14 protein-coding genes and 2 pseudogenes are annotated in these 14,013 nt (G+C 38.1%); 15 read left to right on the plus strand and 1 reads right to left on the minus strand.

The window, feature by feature from the left end; translation table 11 throughout:
• The first annotated feature begins 11 nt into the window (after positions 1–11).
• From JCM9152_RS05750 to JCM9152_RS05810, 15 genes and pseudogenes are all read left to right on the plus strand, one after another.
• Positions 12–1,439, plus strand: coding sequence for a LutB/LldF family L-lactate oxidation iron-sulfur protein (locus tag JCM9152_RS05750; protein WP_035341931.1), 1,428 nt, complete (start codon positions 12–14; stop codon positions 1,437–1,439).
• A complete protein-coding gene (locus JCM9152_RS05755; RefSeq protein WP_035341933.1) occupies positions 1,439–2,149 on the plus strand; it encodes a LutC/YkgG family protein in 711 nt (236 codons plus the stop codon). The genes JCM9152_RS05750 and JCM9152_RS05755 overlap by 1 nt, the downstream gene beginning before the upstream one ends.
• Positions 2,150–2,600: 451 nt before the next feature.
• Positions 2,601–2,879 (plus strand): annotated as a pseudogene (locus JCM9152_RS21780) (transposase); the annotation flags it as partial.
• A gap of 213 nt (positions 2,880–3,092) precedes the next feature.
• Positions 3,093–3,881 carry an ABC transporter ATP-binding protein gene (locus JCM9152_RS05760; RefSeq protein ID WP_035341935.1) on the plus strand — a complete coding sequence of 263 codons (789 nt, stop codon included), beginning with the start codon at positions 3,093–3,095 and terminating at the stop codon, positions 3,879–3,881.
• Positions 3,882–3,953: 72 nt separating this feature from the next.
• Positions 3,954–4,271, plus strand: coding sequence for a hypothetical protein (locus JCM9152_RS05765; RefSeq protein ID WP_035341937.1), 318 nt, complete (start codon positions 3,954–3,956; stop codon positions 4,269–4,271).
• A gap of 188 nt (positions 4,272–4,459) precedes the next feature.
• Positions 4,460–4,648 carry a YozQ family protein gene (locus tag JCM9152_RS05770; protein ID WP_235715633.1) on the plus strand — a complete coding sequence of 63 codons (189 nt, stop codon included), beginning with the start codon at positions 4,460–4,462 and terminating at the stop codon, positions 4,646–4,648.
• 17 nt (positions 4,649–4,665) lie between these two features.
• Positions 4,666–4,968, plus strand: coding sequence for a YtxH domain-containing protein (locus JCM9152_RS05775; protein WP_035341941.1), 303 nt, complete (start codon positions 4,666–4,668; stop codon positions 4,966–4,968).
• Positions 4,969–5,146: 178 nt separating this feature from the next.
• Entirely contained in the window at positions 5,147–6,025 is an 879-nt protein-coding gene (locus JCM9152_RS23975) for a mechanosensitive ion channel family protein (protein ID WP_052015643.1), read from the plus strand.
• A complete protein-coding gene (locus JCM9152_RS23980) occupies positions 5,968–6,237 on the plus strand; it encodes a mechanosensitive ion channel domain-containing protein (protein WP_052015645.1) in 270 nt (89 codons plus the stop codon). The genes JCM9152_RS23975 and JCM9152_RS23980 overlap by 58 nt, the downstream gene beginning before the upstream one ends.
• Before the next feature lie 548 nt (positions 6,238–6,785).
• Positions 6,786–8,288 carry a glycine betaine uptake BCCT transporter gene (locus tag JCM9152_RS05785; RefSeq protein WP_035341943.1) on the plus strand — a complete coding sequence of 501 codons (1,503 nt, stop codon included), beginning with the start codon at positions 6,786–6,788 and terminating at the stop codon, positions 8,286–8,288.
• A 303-nt stretch (positions 8,289–8,591) separates the two neighbouring features.
• Positions 8,592–9,143: a DUF4309 domain-containing protein gene (locus JCM9152_RS05790; protein ID WP_035341945.1), complete on the plus strand. Its 552-nt coding sequence runs from the start codon at positions 8,592–8,594 to the stop codon at positions 9,141–9,143.
• A 197-nt stretch (positions 9,144–9,340) separates the two neighbouring features.
• Positions 9,341–10,063: a 2,3,4,5-tetrahydropyridine-2,6-dicarboxylate N-acetyltransferase gene (gene dapD / locus JCM9152_RS05795; protein ID WP_035341948.1), complete on the plus strand. Its 723-nt coding sequence runs from the start codon at positions 9,341–9,343 to the stop codon at positions 10,061–10,063.
• A 141-nt stretch (positions 10,064–10,204) separates the two neighbouring features.
• A pseudogene (locus JCM9152_RS05800) lies at positions 10,205–11,373 on the plus strand (aspartate aminotransferase family protein).
• Between the two features lie 2 nt (positions 11,374–11,375).
• On the plus strand, positions 11,376–12,497 hold the full coding sequence (locus JCM9152_RS05805; RefSeq protein WP_035342030.1) for an N-acetyldiaminopimelate deacetylase: 1,122 nt from the start codon (positions 11,376–11,378) through the stop codon (positions 12,495–12,497).
• A gap of 90 nt (positions 12,498–12,587) precedes the next feature.
• The gene (locus tag JCM9152_RS05810; protein WP_035341951.1) at positions 12,588–12,833 is read left to right on the plus strand and encodes a YkuS family protein; all 246 of its coding nucleotides are present in this window, start codon (positions 12,588–12,590) and stop codon (positions 12,831–12,833) included.
• Between the two features lie 237 nt (positions 12,834–13,070).
• Here JCM9152_RS05810 and JCM9152_RS05815 read toward each other — a convergent pair whose 3' ends face one another.
• Positions 13,071–13,907, minus strand: a complete 837-nt coding sequence (locus JCM9152_RS05815) for a mechanosensitive ion channel family protein (protein WP_035341954.1) — start codon at positions 13,905–13,907, stop codon at positions 13,071–13,073.
• Between the last annotated feature and the right edge of the window lie 106 nt (positions 13,908–14,013).

Raw genomic sequence — 14,013 nt, forward strand, 5'->3', positions numbered from 1 at the left:
AGGGGATTACAATGGCCATGAAAATCAGCGACGACCCATTTTTTGAGCGTGTTGATAAAGGGATTAATAATGACTTTATGCGCAAGGCGATGGTTTCTGCGCAAGATCGTTTAAAGGGTCGAAAATTAGCGGCACAAGAGGAGTTAGGGAACTGGGAGGACTGGCGTGAATTGTCTGAGGAAATCCGCCAGCATACACTTGAGCATTTGGATTATTATTTGGAACAGTTGGCAGATAATATTGTAAGTCGCGGTGGGAATGTTTTTTTTGCGGAGACAGCAGAAGATGCAAATGAGTATATATCAAATGTTGTAAAGGAAAAAGAGGCGAAAAAAATTATTAAATCGAAGTCGATGGTCACGGAAGAAATTAATATGAATGAAGCACTTGAGAATCTCGGCTGTGAAGTGATTGAATCTGATTTAGGTGAATACATTTTGCAAATTGATGACCATGATCCACCTTCACATATCGTTGCACCTGCGCTTCATAAGAATAAAGAGCAAATTCGTGATACGTTTCATGAAAAGCTACAATATACGAAATCATCGAAGCCTGAAGAGTTAGCTTTATTTGCCCGTGAGCAATTGAGACAAGATTTTATTCATGCTGACATTGGCATAACTGGCTGCAACTTTGCTGTGGCAGAATCAGGCGCGATTTCTCTTGTGACAAATGAAGGAAATGCTAGACTTGCAACGACATTACCGAAAACACAAATTACGGTAATGGGTATGGAGCGAATTGTTCCAACGTGGGAAGAGCTAGACATTTTGGTTAGTATGCTTTGTCGAAGCGCTGTTGGACAAAAGCTGACAAGCTATATTACAGGTTTAACAGGTCCAAAAGAAGAGGGAGATGTAGATGGGCCAGAGGAATTCCACCTTGTCGTCGTTGATAATGGACGTTCGAATATATTAGGGACAGAATTTCAGTCTGTCTTACAATGTATCCGTTGTGCTGCTTGTATAAACGTTTGCCCGATTTATCGTCATGTTGGAGGACATTCGTATGGTTCTATTTATCCTGGACCAATTGGAGCTGTTCTTTCACCATTATTAGGTGGTTACGACGATTACAAAGAGTTGCCCTATGCATCGAGCTTGTGTGCTGCTTGTACGGAGGCTTGTCCTGTTAAAATTCCGCTTCATGATTTGTTAATCAAGCACCGTCGTAATTTTGTTGAAGAGCAAAACAAAGGAGGATTTGGTGAAAAACTTGCGATGAGAGGGTTCTCATTAGCAGCAAGTAACCCAGCGATTTTTAATTCAGCTACAAAAACAGCTCCTTTAATGATGAGTCCTTTTACAAAGGAAGGGAAGATTTCCAAAGGACCAGGACCGATAAAACCGTGGACCGATATACGTGATTTTCCTGAACCGAGTAAACAATCATTTAAGAAATGGTTTAAAGAGCGGAAGAAAGGAGGACACGAATAATGGTTAAAGGCACTGTTCACCATAAAGAGCGCTTTTTAAACAATATTGCCAAAAGTCTTGGGAGAAATCGGATTCAACAGGAGGTAAATCGTCCGAAATGGCGTAAGCAGCCGCAGTATGATGTGTTCAAAGGAGAGAACCAGGATCAATTAGTTGAACGTTTAAAAGCTCACTGTGCACACATTCATACGGATGTGATTCAAATACAACAGCGACAATTAAACGAGAGTCTTAATGGAATTATTAACGAATTACAAGGAGAATCAATCGTTTACTGGGATGATCCACGATTTGATGAATATGGTTTAACGGATTATTTGAATGATGCTACGTCTTCTGTGCATAGATGGGACCCTGAGCTTGGTCAAAAAAATGTTCAAATTGCTGAGCAAGCTCACATAGGGATTACATTTTCTGATATTACGCTAGCTGAATCAGGAACGGTTGTATTATTAAGTGATCAAGGAAAAGGTCGATCTGTTAGCTTGTTACCGACGTATTATGTTGCGATTATTCCTAAAAGTACGATTGTACCAAGAATGACACAAGCAACTGAATTGCTGCACAATATGCAACAAGAAAAGGGATATGTTCCGTCGTGTGTGAACTTTATTTCTGGACCTAGTAATAGTGCTGATATTGAGATGAACTTAGTCGTAGGTGTTCATGGCCCCATTCGTGCATATTACATTATTGTTGAAGATCGTTAAAGGGCTGTCCCAAAAGGTGCTAAACATACCTTATGGGACAGCCTTTTTTTAAAAAGGATAAGAATGTATAAATTTTGAGGAAGGAAATGTGAAAAAAACCGAAGAAGTTAGCGCGATCATTCAAAGAAGGACGTTGGCTTCGCTCGTTACGGGTTGTGCTGAAAGAATCCCACTTTCAGCCAGCACAACTGAACACGTTGTAACGGCTCTGCACAACGCAATTAAGAAAAGTCGCTAACGCGTTTCAGCTTGTCGACAGTTTTTTTAATTAGTAGTCAGGGTGCGGCCCTCCCATCCCCTTCCGTTTTTTCTAGTGAAAAAAAGGGAATTTGCCTCCTTTAACAGAGACAGATGTCTGTTTTTTTCTATAATAAAATGGACAGGGGTGAATGGACAATGACGTCTAAAAAATTGGAATCGAGATGGTCTGGATTGAAAAGCTAGTACCAGTATTCGGGCGATGCGCCAGGCGATCAAAGAGATTGAAACTAATGTGGGATATCGTTGTTTTTAGGTTTTAGTGTTTGGGTTTGAGGGGGAGATTCCTCGCTTTTCTACATTTGGATAGAATGACGCTCGCCGATTTAAGGATAGTGATGTCGTTGAACAGATCGTTTAGCGCATTCTACGATACACAATGGACAAGGGTTTCGTGAATCGAGAGGTGGCATTTATAAATTCTACTCACGTTAAAGCAAATGCCAATAAGCGAAAGTTTGGCAAAAAGGTCGAGTGTCATCAACAAAAAAACAGACGAAATAACGTAGAAACGCCTTTGAGAATCATTTCTCAAAGGCGTTTTGTCTACAGTCTGAGACGCTAACGCGTTTTTCTTAAAGGAAATGACTAGAACGTTGTCGAATATACATATGAAGAACAAGGGTACCAAAAAAGTTTCATTTGAAACTTTTTTGGTACCCTTAACAAGAAGGGGTAGGCATGTATGTCAGAAACGATTGTTTCGTTAGAAAAAGTGAGTTGGAGACAAGAAAATCGTATGATTTTAAATGAAATCACATGGCTCGTTCAACGAAATCAACATTGGGTTATTCTAGGTTTAAATGGTTCTGGTAAAACGTCACTTTTAAACATGATTACAGGATACCTTTGGCCATCAAAAGGGAACGTTTGTGTATTAGGTCACGAGTATGGAAAAGTAAATATTCCAGAATTGCGTAAATCAATTGGTTGGGTTAGCGCATCATTAGATCAGCAAGTAGCCAATCGATTAGATGATGTATTAGATGTTGTTATTAGCGGAAAGTACGCTTCAATTGGGTTGTATGAAAAATCAACAATGGAAGATAAGTTAAGAGCAAGTGACATCGTTGAAACATTAGGAATTTCACATTTGAAGACTAGGTACTTTTATAAGCTATCTCAAGGGGAGAAGAGGCGTGTGTTAATCGGCAGAGCATTAATGGCAAACCCAGACATATTAATATTAGATGAGCCTTGCAATGGATTGGATTTATATGCAAAAGAACAGCTCCTTTCAATGCTTAAGCAATTTGCCAATGATAAAGGAGGTCCGACGATGATTTATGTCACACATCATATCGAAGAAATGATTTCAGCATTTACACATGTATTATTATTACGCGATGGAAAGGTTGTTGCAGCTGGAGAAAAACGTGACGTGCTAACTAAAGCAACGTTAACTGAAGCATACAACCTATCAGTAGATATAACGTGGAAGCATGATCGACCTTGGGTACACGTGATCGATTAAGCAAATTATTCGACCAACAATGAATCAATTAGTACAATAATAATATGAGTGAGAAGAAATGAGGAGATGAGAATGTTTAATGATTCTTCGATGGATTGGAAAGATCTAGATCAAGATGAGTTTCGTATTCTTGTATATAAAACGATTTATGATTTAGAAAGGCAAAATGCTAGTCGACTGTTGCCACAATTTTTGCGTAATGTATACGAGGAGTACCGAATGGTGGAAATGGCTAAGCAAATTGGTATATATCCTTCAAGCTCATCGGTGACGGTGATTGCAGCTGAGCAACTAAAAATGCCTGTTGGTACGTATGAAGCTTTTTTGGATCAAGCGCATACGAGAATTGAATTATTGCTGCAAAAGGACAATGATGAACATGAACAATAAAAAAATGTCAATGGTATGACCAAACGAATCGATGATTTGGTTATACCTTTTTTATATTATTTGAACGGACAAGTTGCTCGGAACTAATCAAGGGAAATAGAAGTGGATTCAAGAAATAGCGCTGAGTGCTTTTCTTACATAATTAACTCTATTTCGTCAATACTAATGCTAGAAAGGAGTTGATGATGTTGGATAAAACAGACAAGCAACGTGTAGAGGAAATGGCAACCAAATCATATCAACCAAGTTATTATAAAAGTGAAAATGAAACTGAAAAGGGCATAGCTGTCACTCATGAGCAAGTTTCAGATACATTAACAGAGGGTACGATTGAAAATAAGAATGAAGCAAAATTAATTAAAAAGAAGGATAAATAACGAAGGGAGGATCTTATATGTTCCAAAAGCGTTCAAATAAAGGGTTAATTACGAGTTCGATCATTGGTGGTGTAGTAGGTGCTGCTAGTGTCATGATGTTTACAACTGATACGGGAAAGCAAGTTATGAACAGAGCGAAAAAAGCGTATCCATCTTTGTCACGTACTTTATTAGAGCTTGGAGAGGAATGGAAAGAAGAAGTTGATGACATCATGAATCAATCAAAAAGTAATTCGAATCGTTCTGATGTGAATGAAAAAAGTGATATTGGCTCTTTAATCGAGCAAGTTGTGGAAAGAGATGAAAAAGCAAATGAATAGAAGTGCTATAAAGAGTGAGATCGATTACATTGATCTCACTTTATATATATGACTGAATATGGCAATTTAACGAAAGGTAGGTTATCCATTTTTCCATCAAATGATCTATGATAAAATGGGATGAACACGCTCAGATGGATTTGAGTGTATTGGAATGATGGTTAAGGTGGGAGTTATCGTGGAATTTCATTGGAATGCTTTCGTTAATTCGTTAAATCGAATTGAATGGTATGATATCGGGATTGCTTTATTTATTTTCTTAGTTTTTTTGCTTTTTCGTAAATTATTTACAAAGTATATTTTCAGGTTAATACTAGCGTTGCTAAAAAAGACGCCAACCGCGGTGTTTTCGAATTTGCTACTTTCATTTGAGCAGCCATTAAGAGTGTTTTGGGCGGTTTTAGGTACATATTTAGCGCTCGTCTATTTGCCTTTTAATATTACAACGATTGAATTCGTTGCACATGTTTATCGCTCGATTATCATTATCTTAGTTGGCTGGGGATTATTTAATTACACGTCTTCACACTCTTTGTCCCTTATAAAAGCGATTAGCAAAATAGAAGATGATGAAGATAGTATGCTCATCCCGTTTATATCTAAGGTATTACAAGCAGGTGTCTTAGCACTAATTATCATCGTCGTTATTAGTGAGTGGGGCTTCGATATTAGTGGATTTATTGCAGGGCTCGGATTAGGAGGACTGGCCTTTGCATTAGCGGCTCAAGATACAGTTGGAAACTTTTTCGGTGGTGTCGTGATCATTACAGAGAAACCGTTTAAGAAAGGTGAATGGATTCAGACTCCGACCGTTGAAGGAATTGTTGAGGACATTACGTTTAGAAGTACACGTATTCGGACTTTTGCAGATTCTGTTATTACCGTTCCGAACTCAACATTAGCGAATGAACCGATTACGAATTGGTCACAAATGGGGAAACGTCGGATTACCTTTAATTTAGGGGTTACATATTCTACTTCTAGAGAAAAGCTCGAACGTTGTGTAAAAAAATTGAGCAACTTTTATACGATCATGAAGAGGTTGATAAGGAATTAATTATTGTTCGCTTTAATGAATTTAGCGATTCTAGCTTAGATATTTATATTTATTTTTTTACCAAATCAATCGTTTGGCTCGAATGGTTTGCCACGAAGGAAGACATCAACTTTAAAATAATGAGTATTTTGAAGGAGGAAGGGGTCTCAGTTGCTTTCCCCACACGAAGTATTTATATGGAAAAGCCGGATGACGTTCGTACGGAAGGATAGAGTTCACGTAAGAAAGTATGATGAGAGAGGTGGCTCTTATAGAAAGCATAAAATTCTAAAAAGTTTTATCAGGGACGTCTTCGGTGTCTCTCTTGTTACACGTTCCATTTCCAGAAATGCTCACTTCTTTGTCATCTATCCACTCCGTAAAAACGCCTTTGAGAATCATTTCTCAAAGGCGTTTTACGTTATTTCGTCTGTTACTAGTGGTAGACATTGATTTCATCTTCCCGTCCTCGACAATGTATAAGATATCACTTTGGAAATGAAATTATAGAAAAGGTAAGTGGATACCGTTAATGTTAAGTTCATTTCATAATTACAATGATTTAGTAAATGCTAAAAGATGAATGAATGTGAGACCACTAACGAAAGTAAAAATCAACTTTTTCAATGCCCTTGATTTTTATTAGTGATGGTTTTTACTTGTTGCTCGCCTGATACCGGAAACCGACTCGTATGAAGTCTACTTAAGAACGTCGAAAAAAATAAAAACCAAACTTATTCAACGTCTTTGTGAATATTAGTCGTATAGGAGTCATGTCATCATGAGAAATTTAACCGCTACGTATAAAATATCGATTGTTGTTGCTCTTGTTTTTGTGTTGTGGGGGGCTTTTTTTCCGAATCAATTAGAACGAATTATGAATGATGCGCAAGCTTTTTTTCTTCATGCTTTTGGTTGGTTTTACAATTTAACCGCTTCGTTTTTTTTAATTTTTGCTCTTGCATTAATTTTTAGTCGATACGGTAAAATCAAGTTAGGAAAAGATACTGATAAGCCTGAGTTTAGTCGACCTACATGGTTTGCGATGTTATTTAGTGCGGGTATGGGGATTGGTTTATTATTTTATGGTGTTTCCGAGCCGATTTCTCACTTTGCAGCACCACCAATGGGTGAAGGAGGAACACAAGATGCTGCACTATTAAGTTTAAGGTATACGTATTTGCATTGGGGCTTTCATGCGTGGGCTATTTATGCAGTTGTTGCTCTGTCTTTAGCTTTTTTTAAGTTTCGTAAGGATGCGCCTGGATTAATGAGTGCGACGTTAAGACCTGTTTTTGGAAATCACGTGAGGGGACCGCTTGGGTATACAGTAGATATATTTGCTGTATTTGCGACCTTGTTTGGAGTATGTGCATCTTTAGGGCTAGGGGCGCAACAGATTAATGCTGGACTTAATTATTTAATGGACATTCCTGTTTCGTTTACGATTCAACTAATTATTATTGGAGTTATTACCGTGTTATTTATTATTTCTGCTAGTACAGGTATTAAAAAAGGAATTCGCTATTTAAGTAATACGAACATGGTGCTTGCTGTTTTGTTATTAATGATCATGGTTATTGTTGGACCTACCTTGTTTTTGCTAAATTTATTTACCCATACTTTAGGTGAGTATGTGCAATATTTACCGCAAATGGGTTTACGTCTCTCACCTTTCAATGAGGAACGAGCAGCGTGGACTCAAGGATGGACTATTTTTTATTGGGCTTGGTGGATTTCGTGGTCTCCTTTTGTAGGGATGTTTATCGCGCGTGTATCAAGAGGGCGTACCGTACGTGAGTTTACGATTGCAGTCCTAATTGTACCGACACTTGTATGTGCATTTTGGTTTGCCATGTTTGGAGGTACGGGTATTTACTTGGACTTAATTGAGGGTTTTGATGTGTCAAGTAAAAGCTTGGAGACGGCTTTATTCTTTGTATATGAACAGCTGCCAGGCGGGGGATTACTTTCCATCGTAACGGTGCTTTTAATTACGACTTTCTTTATTACATCCGCAGACTCTGCGACATTTGTTTTAGGTATGCAAACAACAGACGGGCAAATTGAGCCACCGACTTTTATCAAAATTTCGTGGGGGATTATTTTAGCCGCTTCTGCTGTCGTTCTTATGGCTACTGGAGGATTAAATGCCCTTCAAACAGCAATCATTGTAAGCGCCTTTCCACTCACGATTATTTTGTTAATTATGAGTGTTGGTATGCTACGTGCCTTCAGGTTGGAAGTAGAACCGAAACGTAAAAAAACCAAGCACAAACATTAATTACATTGTGAGAGACTATAAATGTGAATACGAACAAATATAACGAGGCATTCGAAAGGCTGTTGCGCTTCCTCTTCTGCTACATTCGTATATTGTTCGAATGAAAGCTAAAGAATGTATAAAGTTTTAATACCGCTGTAACGGCTCTGTGCAACGCTTCTAGAAAAGAAGCTACCGCATTTTCCTAAACAAAAATAATTAAAATCTTGTTTATTCACGTATAAACCTGGGAATGGATACATATATAAGAGAATAGTACAAGAATGGTTATTAATAATAGCCTATTTATAGAGGTGAATGAAAATGAGAGGGAAAATGATTGTTTCCATGGCTGTCCTACTAATGTTACTAACTGGCTGTGGACAAGTAGCGGGAGAAGTAAACCAACATGCAAATGCGGCCGTTAAGATAAATTATGATTCTGTTGAAAGGGAAATAGCTGAGCGGCATGAATCTGAATCTGTAACGTTCGATTGGATAGAAAAAGGCTATAGTGGCATCTTTGCTCCGACCAATGACCGGCTTGGTGAAACATTTGAAGAGATCACTGAACGTGAAGGAGAGCCAATTGAAACGGGTTATTATGAAGGTGGAGTATATTTGCAATTTGAACGAGTAACGTTTTTTATAAATCCTGAAACGCAAAGAAGCGTAGCGATTGCTTTGCAAATTGAAGAGGAAGCATTAACAGAAAAAGAGTTGAAAAAAGCTCTTGGAACACCTGATATAAGTGAAATGAATCAGATGGATGGGTATTGGATGTTTAGCTATGATCTAGATGATTATGAGTTAATGTTTGAAGCAAAATCTAAAGATGATGTCATAGAGTTTGTTTGGTTACGAGAAGTATTATAGGAAATAAACTCATGTGACTAAATGAGTGTCAAAGATTATAAGAGCCTTATCGAGGCTCTTTTCTTGTTATGAGCGTAAATGTAGTGTGTTACTAGAGGTCTGTTCATAAATGTATACTTTTTTAAGGGTTATGATTGCATTTTTGATAGTAAATCATTATCATTATGAAGAGATTGTTATTACAGGAGGATTTGAAAATGAAAATGATGGACGCAAATGAGATTATTCAATTTATCTCACAAAGTGAAAAGAAAACACCTGTTAAGGTACATATTAAAGGTCAATTAGATTCAATTGATTTTGGGGCAGACACGAAGGCTTTCGTAACGGGGAATGTTGGGGTTTTATTCGGTGAATGGAGCCAAATTGAATCTGCTTTAAAAGAAAATGAACAACTTATAGAAGATGTAGTCGTTGAAAATGATCGCCGTAATTCTGCGATTCCACTTCTTGACATGAAAAACATTCATGCTCGTATTGAGCCAGGTGCTATTATCCGAGACCAAGTAGAAATTGGCAAAAATGCTGTTATCATGATGGGAGCAAGCATTAATATCGGTTCTGTGATTGGTGAAGGTACGATGATCGATATGAATGTAGTCATGGGTGGACGAGCTACTGTGGGGAACAATTGTCATATTGGGGCTGGCTCTGTGTTAGCAGGAGTAATTGAACCACCTTCTGCCAAGCCTGTAGTTGTTGAAGATGATGTAGTTGTTGGTGCTAATTGTGTCATTTTAGAGGGAGTAACAGTTGGGAAAGGTGCTGTTGTTGCAGCTGGAGCAATCGTAACAGAAGATGTCCCACCAAATACAGTTGTTGCAGGGACGCCAGCTCGTGTTATTAAGGAAATCGACGAAAAGACTAAAGGGAAGACTGAAATTAAGCAAGAGCTTCGACGCTTGAATGAAGATGATTAAGATGGTTGTGATGAAAGTAGCTTTGTCGAATTCGACAAAGCTCTTTTCATACAGGTACAAAATTTTAGTAACACAATGCTATTTAGAAAGAAGGGTATATAGTTGTCTACGAATTGGATAGAACGAGATCAACAGGCGATCATGTCAACGTATGGACGCCTTCCAATCGTCATTAACCGTGGTGAAGGAAACTATGTTTATGACGAAGAAAACAAAAAATATTTAGATTTATTTACTGGACTAGCTGTAAATATTTTAGGGCATTCTCATCCAACCGTTTTAAAGGCTTTACAAGAACAAGCGGGGCGTTTTATGCACATTTCTAATTATTTTTATAATAAGCCTGCCATTACATTAGCTGAAAATTTAATTGAATTATCGATAGAAGGGAAAGTTTTCTTCACTAATTCAGGAGCGGAGGCGACTGAAGCAGCTTTGAAGCTTATTCATAAATGGTCAAAGAAGCAAAATTTTGAGAGGAATGGTGTAGTTGTTCTGAAAAGAAGCTTCCACGGGAGAACGTTAGGTGCTCTGAAGCTCACTAGGCAGCAAGGTGTATATCAAGATTTTCCTGTTACTTCAATGCCTGTATACGAAGTAGAGCCAAATGATTGTGAGGCGTTATCAAACGTTTTTGAAACAGAACGACCAGCTGCTGTTATTGTCGAACCTGTACTAGGCTCAGGTGGAATTGTGACTTTAACGGCAGAATATTTACAGCATATTGAGCAACTGTGCAAGAAGCATCAAGCGCTTTGCTGTATGGATGAAATTCAAACAGGAGTAGGAAGAACGGGAACGTTCTTTGCTTATGTGCATGCAAGGATTACTCCTGATGTTATTCTATTTGCAAAAGGAATGGGTGGTGGTTTGCCACTAGGAGGAGTAATTGTGGCTGATCCTCATACGGACTTATTACAGCCTGGAGATCATGGAACGACCTTCGCTCCAGCTCCTTTAAGCTCAGCGCTTGGAAATGCGGTGATTGAAGTGTTAATCGACCAAGGCCAAATGGAGAAAGGGAAGAAGGTAGCTGATGAGCTCCATGATCAACTCCAGTCTTTAAAGGATCGAAACGATGAATCATTAATGACATTCGTGGGAAAGGAATGATGATAGGGATTGTTCTCTCATTATCTGCGTCTGAAGTGAAAACGATCCAAAAGAATTTATTAGGTAAAGGTTTAATGGTTGATGTCACTCAGCAAACGATTATACGATTATTACCACCGATGACTTTAACGAAAGTAGAAGTGGAACATTTTATAAAAGAGTTTGAATACGAACTTCTACGTATAAGGGGAATGTGATGATGCTAAGTGAGCAAGAATTAATCCAAATTCGAAGAGAGTTACATCAAATACCTGAGCTTGGATTTCAAGAAATCAAAACACAAGCGTATTTGCTTGAAAGAATAAAGAGGTTGCCACAAAGTCACTTAACAGTTGAAACGTGGAAAACAGGTATTTTTGTTTATGTGAATGGTTTAAATAATGACAAAACGATTGCCTACCGTGCGGATATGGATGGATTACCGATTGAAGAGCAGACTAGTTATGATTTTAAGTCAAAACATTCAGGACAGATGCATGCGTGTGGACATGACTTTCATATGACCATTGCTTTCGGTGTTTTAGCTCATGCTGCATTTGAGCAACCTTCAAGTAATTTATTATTCATTTTCCAGCCGGCAGAAGAAGGTCCTGGCGCTGCTCAAGATATGCTCAAACTACCACAATTAACGAAATGGAAGCCTGATTCAATTGTTGCTTTGCATATAGCTCCAGAATATCCAGTTGGCTCGATTGCCATAAAGCCCGGTCTATTATTTGCTAATACATCAGAGTTATTTATTACATTAAAAGGGAAAGGTGGACACGCTGCTTATCCGCATTCGGCTAATGATATGGTTGTTTCAGCTAGTCATTTAGTGACGCAGTTGCAATCAATTGTCGCACGTAATGTCGATCCACTTGACGCTGGGGTTGTCACTATTGGAGTCATTAAAGGGGGAACGAAGCAAAATATTATCGCTGAACAAGCCGTAATTGAAGGTACTATTCGGACACGCTCGATTGAAACGATGACACGTATCAAACAGCGAATAGAGAATCTTGTTCAAGGAATTGAAACTGGCTTTGAATGCGAAGCTACGATTAATTATGGGGCGAACTATTGCCAAGTTTACAATGATCCGAAAGTAACGGAACCATTTATAGAATGGTTAAAAACAAAAGAAGACATTAATGTTATTATCTGTTCAGAAGCGATGACGGGTGAAGACTTTGGTTATTTCTTAGAGGAAATTCCTGGATTCATGTTTTGGTTAGGCGTTGATACACCTTATGGTTTACACGATGCTAAGCTTGAACCAAATGAAAAGGCTATTCCTTTTGCTGTAAAGGCGATTATCGACTTTTTGTATAGAAGATGAATGAAGCTTGGATGTAGGGTAATTGAATAGCTTTCCATAAACGGGGGATAGTAATGATGATCAATTCAAAACTATTCTGGAGGGATAGCTATGGCGAAAATAGGTGTAGAACAGTCATTAACAGATGTTCAACAAGAATTGCAAGCAAAGGGATATGATGTAGTACCTTTGAAACAAGAACAGGATGCGGCTGGCTGTGATTGTTGTGTCATTACCGGTCAGGATCAAAATATGATGGGGATTCAGGATGCTGTTACACAAGGTTCTGTTATAAATGCTCATGGGTTAACAGCTCAAGAGATTTGCCAACAAATTGAGCAACGAGTGAATCAATAGTACGATAATGAGGATGGGCTATAAATAGCTTTAAATAATGAAAAAGATGAATTTGAGTTCGCTCAAATTCATCTTTTTCTATTTTGCGAGTAAGTTCTTCTACTACCTTAGTAGTTGGGCAGTGAATTTACTTACATTCACTGCCATTAGCGCAAGACCCATTCGTTTTCTACTGACGATTTTCCTCTTACAGAAAATCGAGTGAAACGCAAATTAGCCTGCAAATACCCATACAAGTTAATGGTTCTTTTCGATATAAACTTGATGTGGAAATGGAATTTCGATGTTGTTCGCATCAAGTGCTTCTTTAATGGCTTTTCGTAATTTTCTTTCCACTGCCCATTGAAGCATGTTTTCTGTTTTGGCGATTATACGAATAACAACATCTGAATCACCGAGCCCTTGTACTCCGATGACATCAGGTCCTTCTACGATCGTCTCATCTTCATTTGCTACCTTGTCGCAAGCAGATTGCATGATGGCAATCGCTTCATCAATATTCTCATCGTAAGAAATGCTAATATCAACTAACGCTCTCATATTTCCACGTGAATGATTGCTGACACTTCCGATTTCACGGTTAGGTATGTAATGAAGAGTTCCATCAAATCCTCTCATTTGCGTATTACGAAGTCCAACCTCTTCAACAATACCATCTATTCCACCTGCTGTCACATAATCTCCTACGTCAATTTGCTTTTCTAACAGGATAAAAAATCCTGTGACGACATCACTAACAAGTCCTTGAGCACCAAAACCAATCGCTAAACCGATAACACCAGCACCGGCAATTAATCCAGTAGCATCAAGACCAAAAATACTAATAATGATTGTGATGAAAATGAAAATGAGTACATATGAAAAAGCATTGACACTTAGTTTTTCTAACGTTTTGACTCTGCCGACACTCATGTCCTTTTCCGATTGCATTTTCGTAAACGCACTCGTAATTAGTCGCTTACCAATTGAGCGAGCGATTAGAAAGGCTAGAATTGCTAAAACCATTTGACCTAATATTGTTAGAATACCAAGTAAAAATCCTTCTTCCGTTAGTTGATTCAACCACTGTTCCATTAAAATCTCCTCCCATATTAACTATAACCGATTCTTATCATATTAAACGTTAGGTTCTGCGTCAATTAATCACCAATAAATAGACCAATCGATATATATAAATAAT

Origin of the sequence: Halalkalibacter hemicellulosilyticusJCM 9152 (assembly GCF_000513115.1) — a bacterium.
GTDB classification, from domain to species: domain Bacteria; phylum Bacillota; class Bacilli; order Bacillales; family Bacillaceae_D; genus Halalkalibacter; species Halalkalibacter hemicellulosilyticus.

What these genes read in the sequence shown, in the direction of transcription:
- JCM9152_RS05760 (WP_035341935.1), top strand. Translation starts at nt 3,093, where the DNA reads ATGTCAGAAACGATTGTTTCGTTAGAAAAAGTGAGTTGGAGACAAGAA.
- JCM9152_RS05785 (WP_035341943.1), top strand. Translation starts at nt 6,786, where the DNA reads ATGAGAAATTTAACCGCTACGTATAAAATATCGATTGTTGTTGCTCTT.
- JCM9152_RS05790 (WP_035341945.1), top strand. Translation starts at nt 8,592, where the DNA reads ATGAGAGGGAAAATGATTGTTTCCATGGCTGTCCTACTAATGTTACTA.
- JCM9152_RS05805 (WP_035342030.1), top strand. Translation starts at nt 11,376, where the DNA reads ATGCTAAGTGAGCAAGAATTAATCCAAATTCGAAGAGAGTTACATCAA.
- JCM9152_RS05755 (WP_035341933.1), top strand. Translation starts at nt 1,439, where the DNA reads ATGGTTAAAGGCACTGTTCACCATAAAGAGCGCTTTTTAAACAATATT.
- JCM9152_RS05765 (WP_035341937.1), top strand. Translation starts at nt 3,954, where the DNA reads ATGTTTAATGATTCTTCGATGGATTGGAAAGATCTAGATCAAGATGAG.
- JCM9152_RS05815 (WP_035341954.1), bottom strand. Translation starts at nt 13,907, where the DNA reads ATGGAACAGTGGTTGAATCAACTAACGGAAGAAGGATTTTTACTTGGT.
- dapD (WP_035341948.1), top strand. Translation starts at nt 9,341, where the DNA reads ATGAAAATGATGGACGCAAATGAGATTATTCAATTTATCTCACAAAGT.
- JCM9152_RS05775 (WP_035341941.1), top strand. Translation starts at nt 4,666, where the DNA reads ATGTTCCAAAAGCGTTCAAATAAAGGGTTAATTACGAGTTCGATCATT.
- JCM9152_RS05750 (WP_035341931.1), top strand. Translation starts at nt 12, where the DNA reads ATGGCCATGAAAATCAGCGACGACCCATTTTTTGAGCGTGTTGATAAA.
- JCM9152_RS05810 (WP_035341951.1), top strand. Translation starts at nt 12,588, where the DNA reads ATGGCGAAAATAGGTGTAGAACAGTCATTAACAGATGTTCAACAAGAA.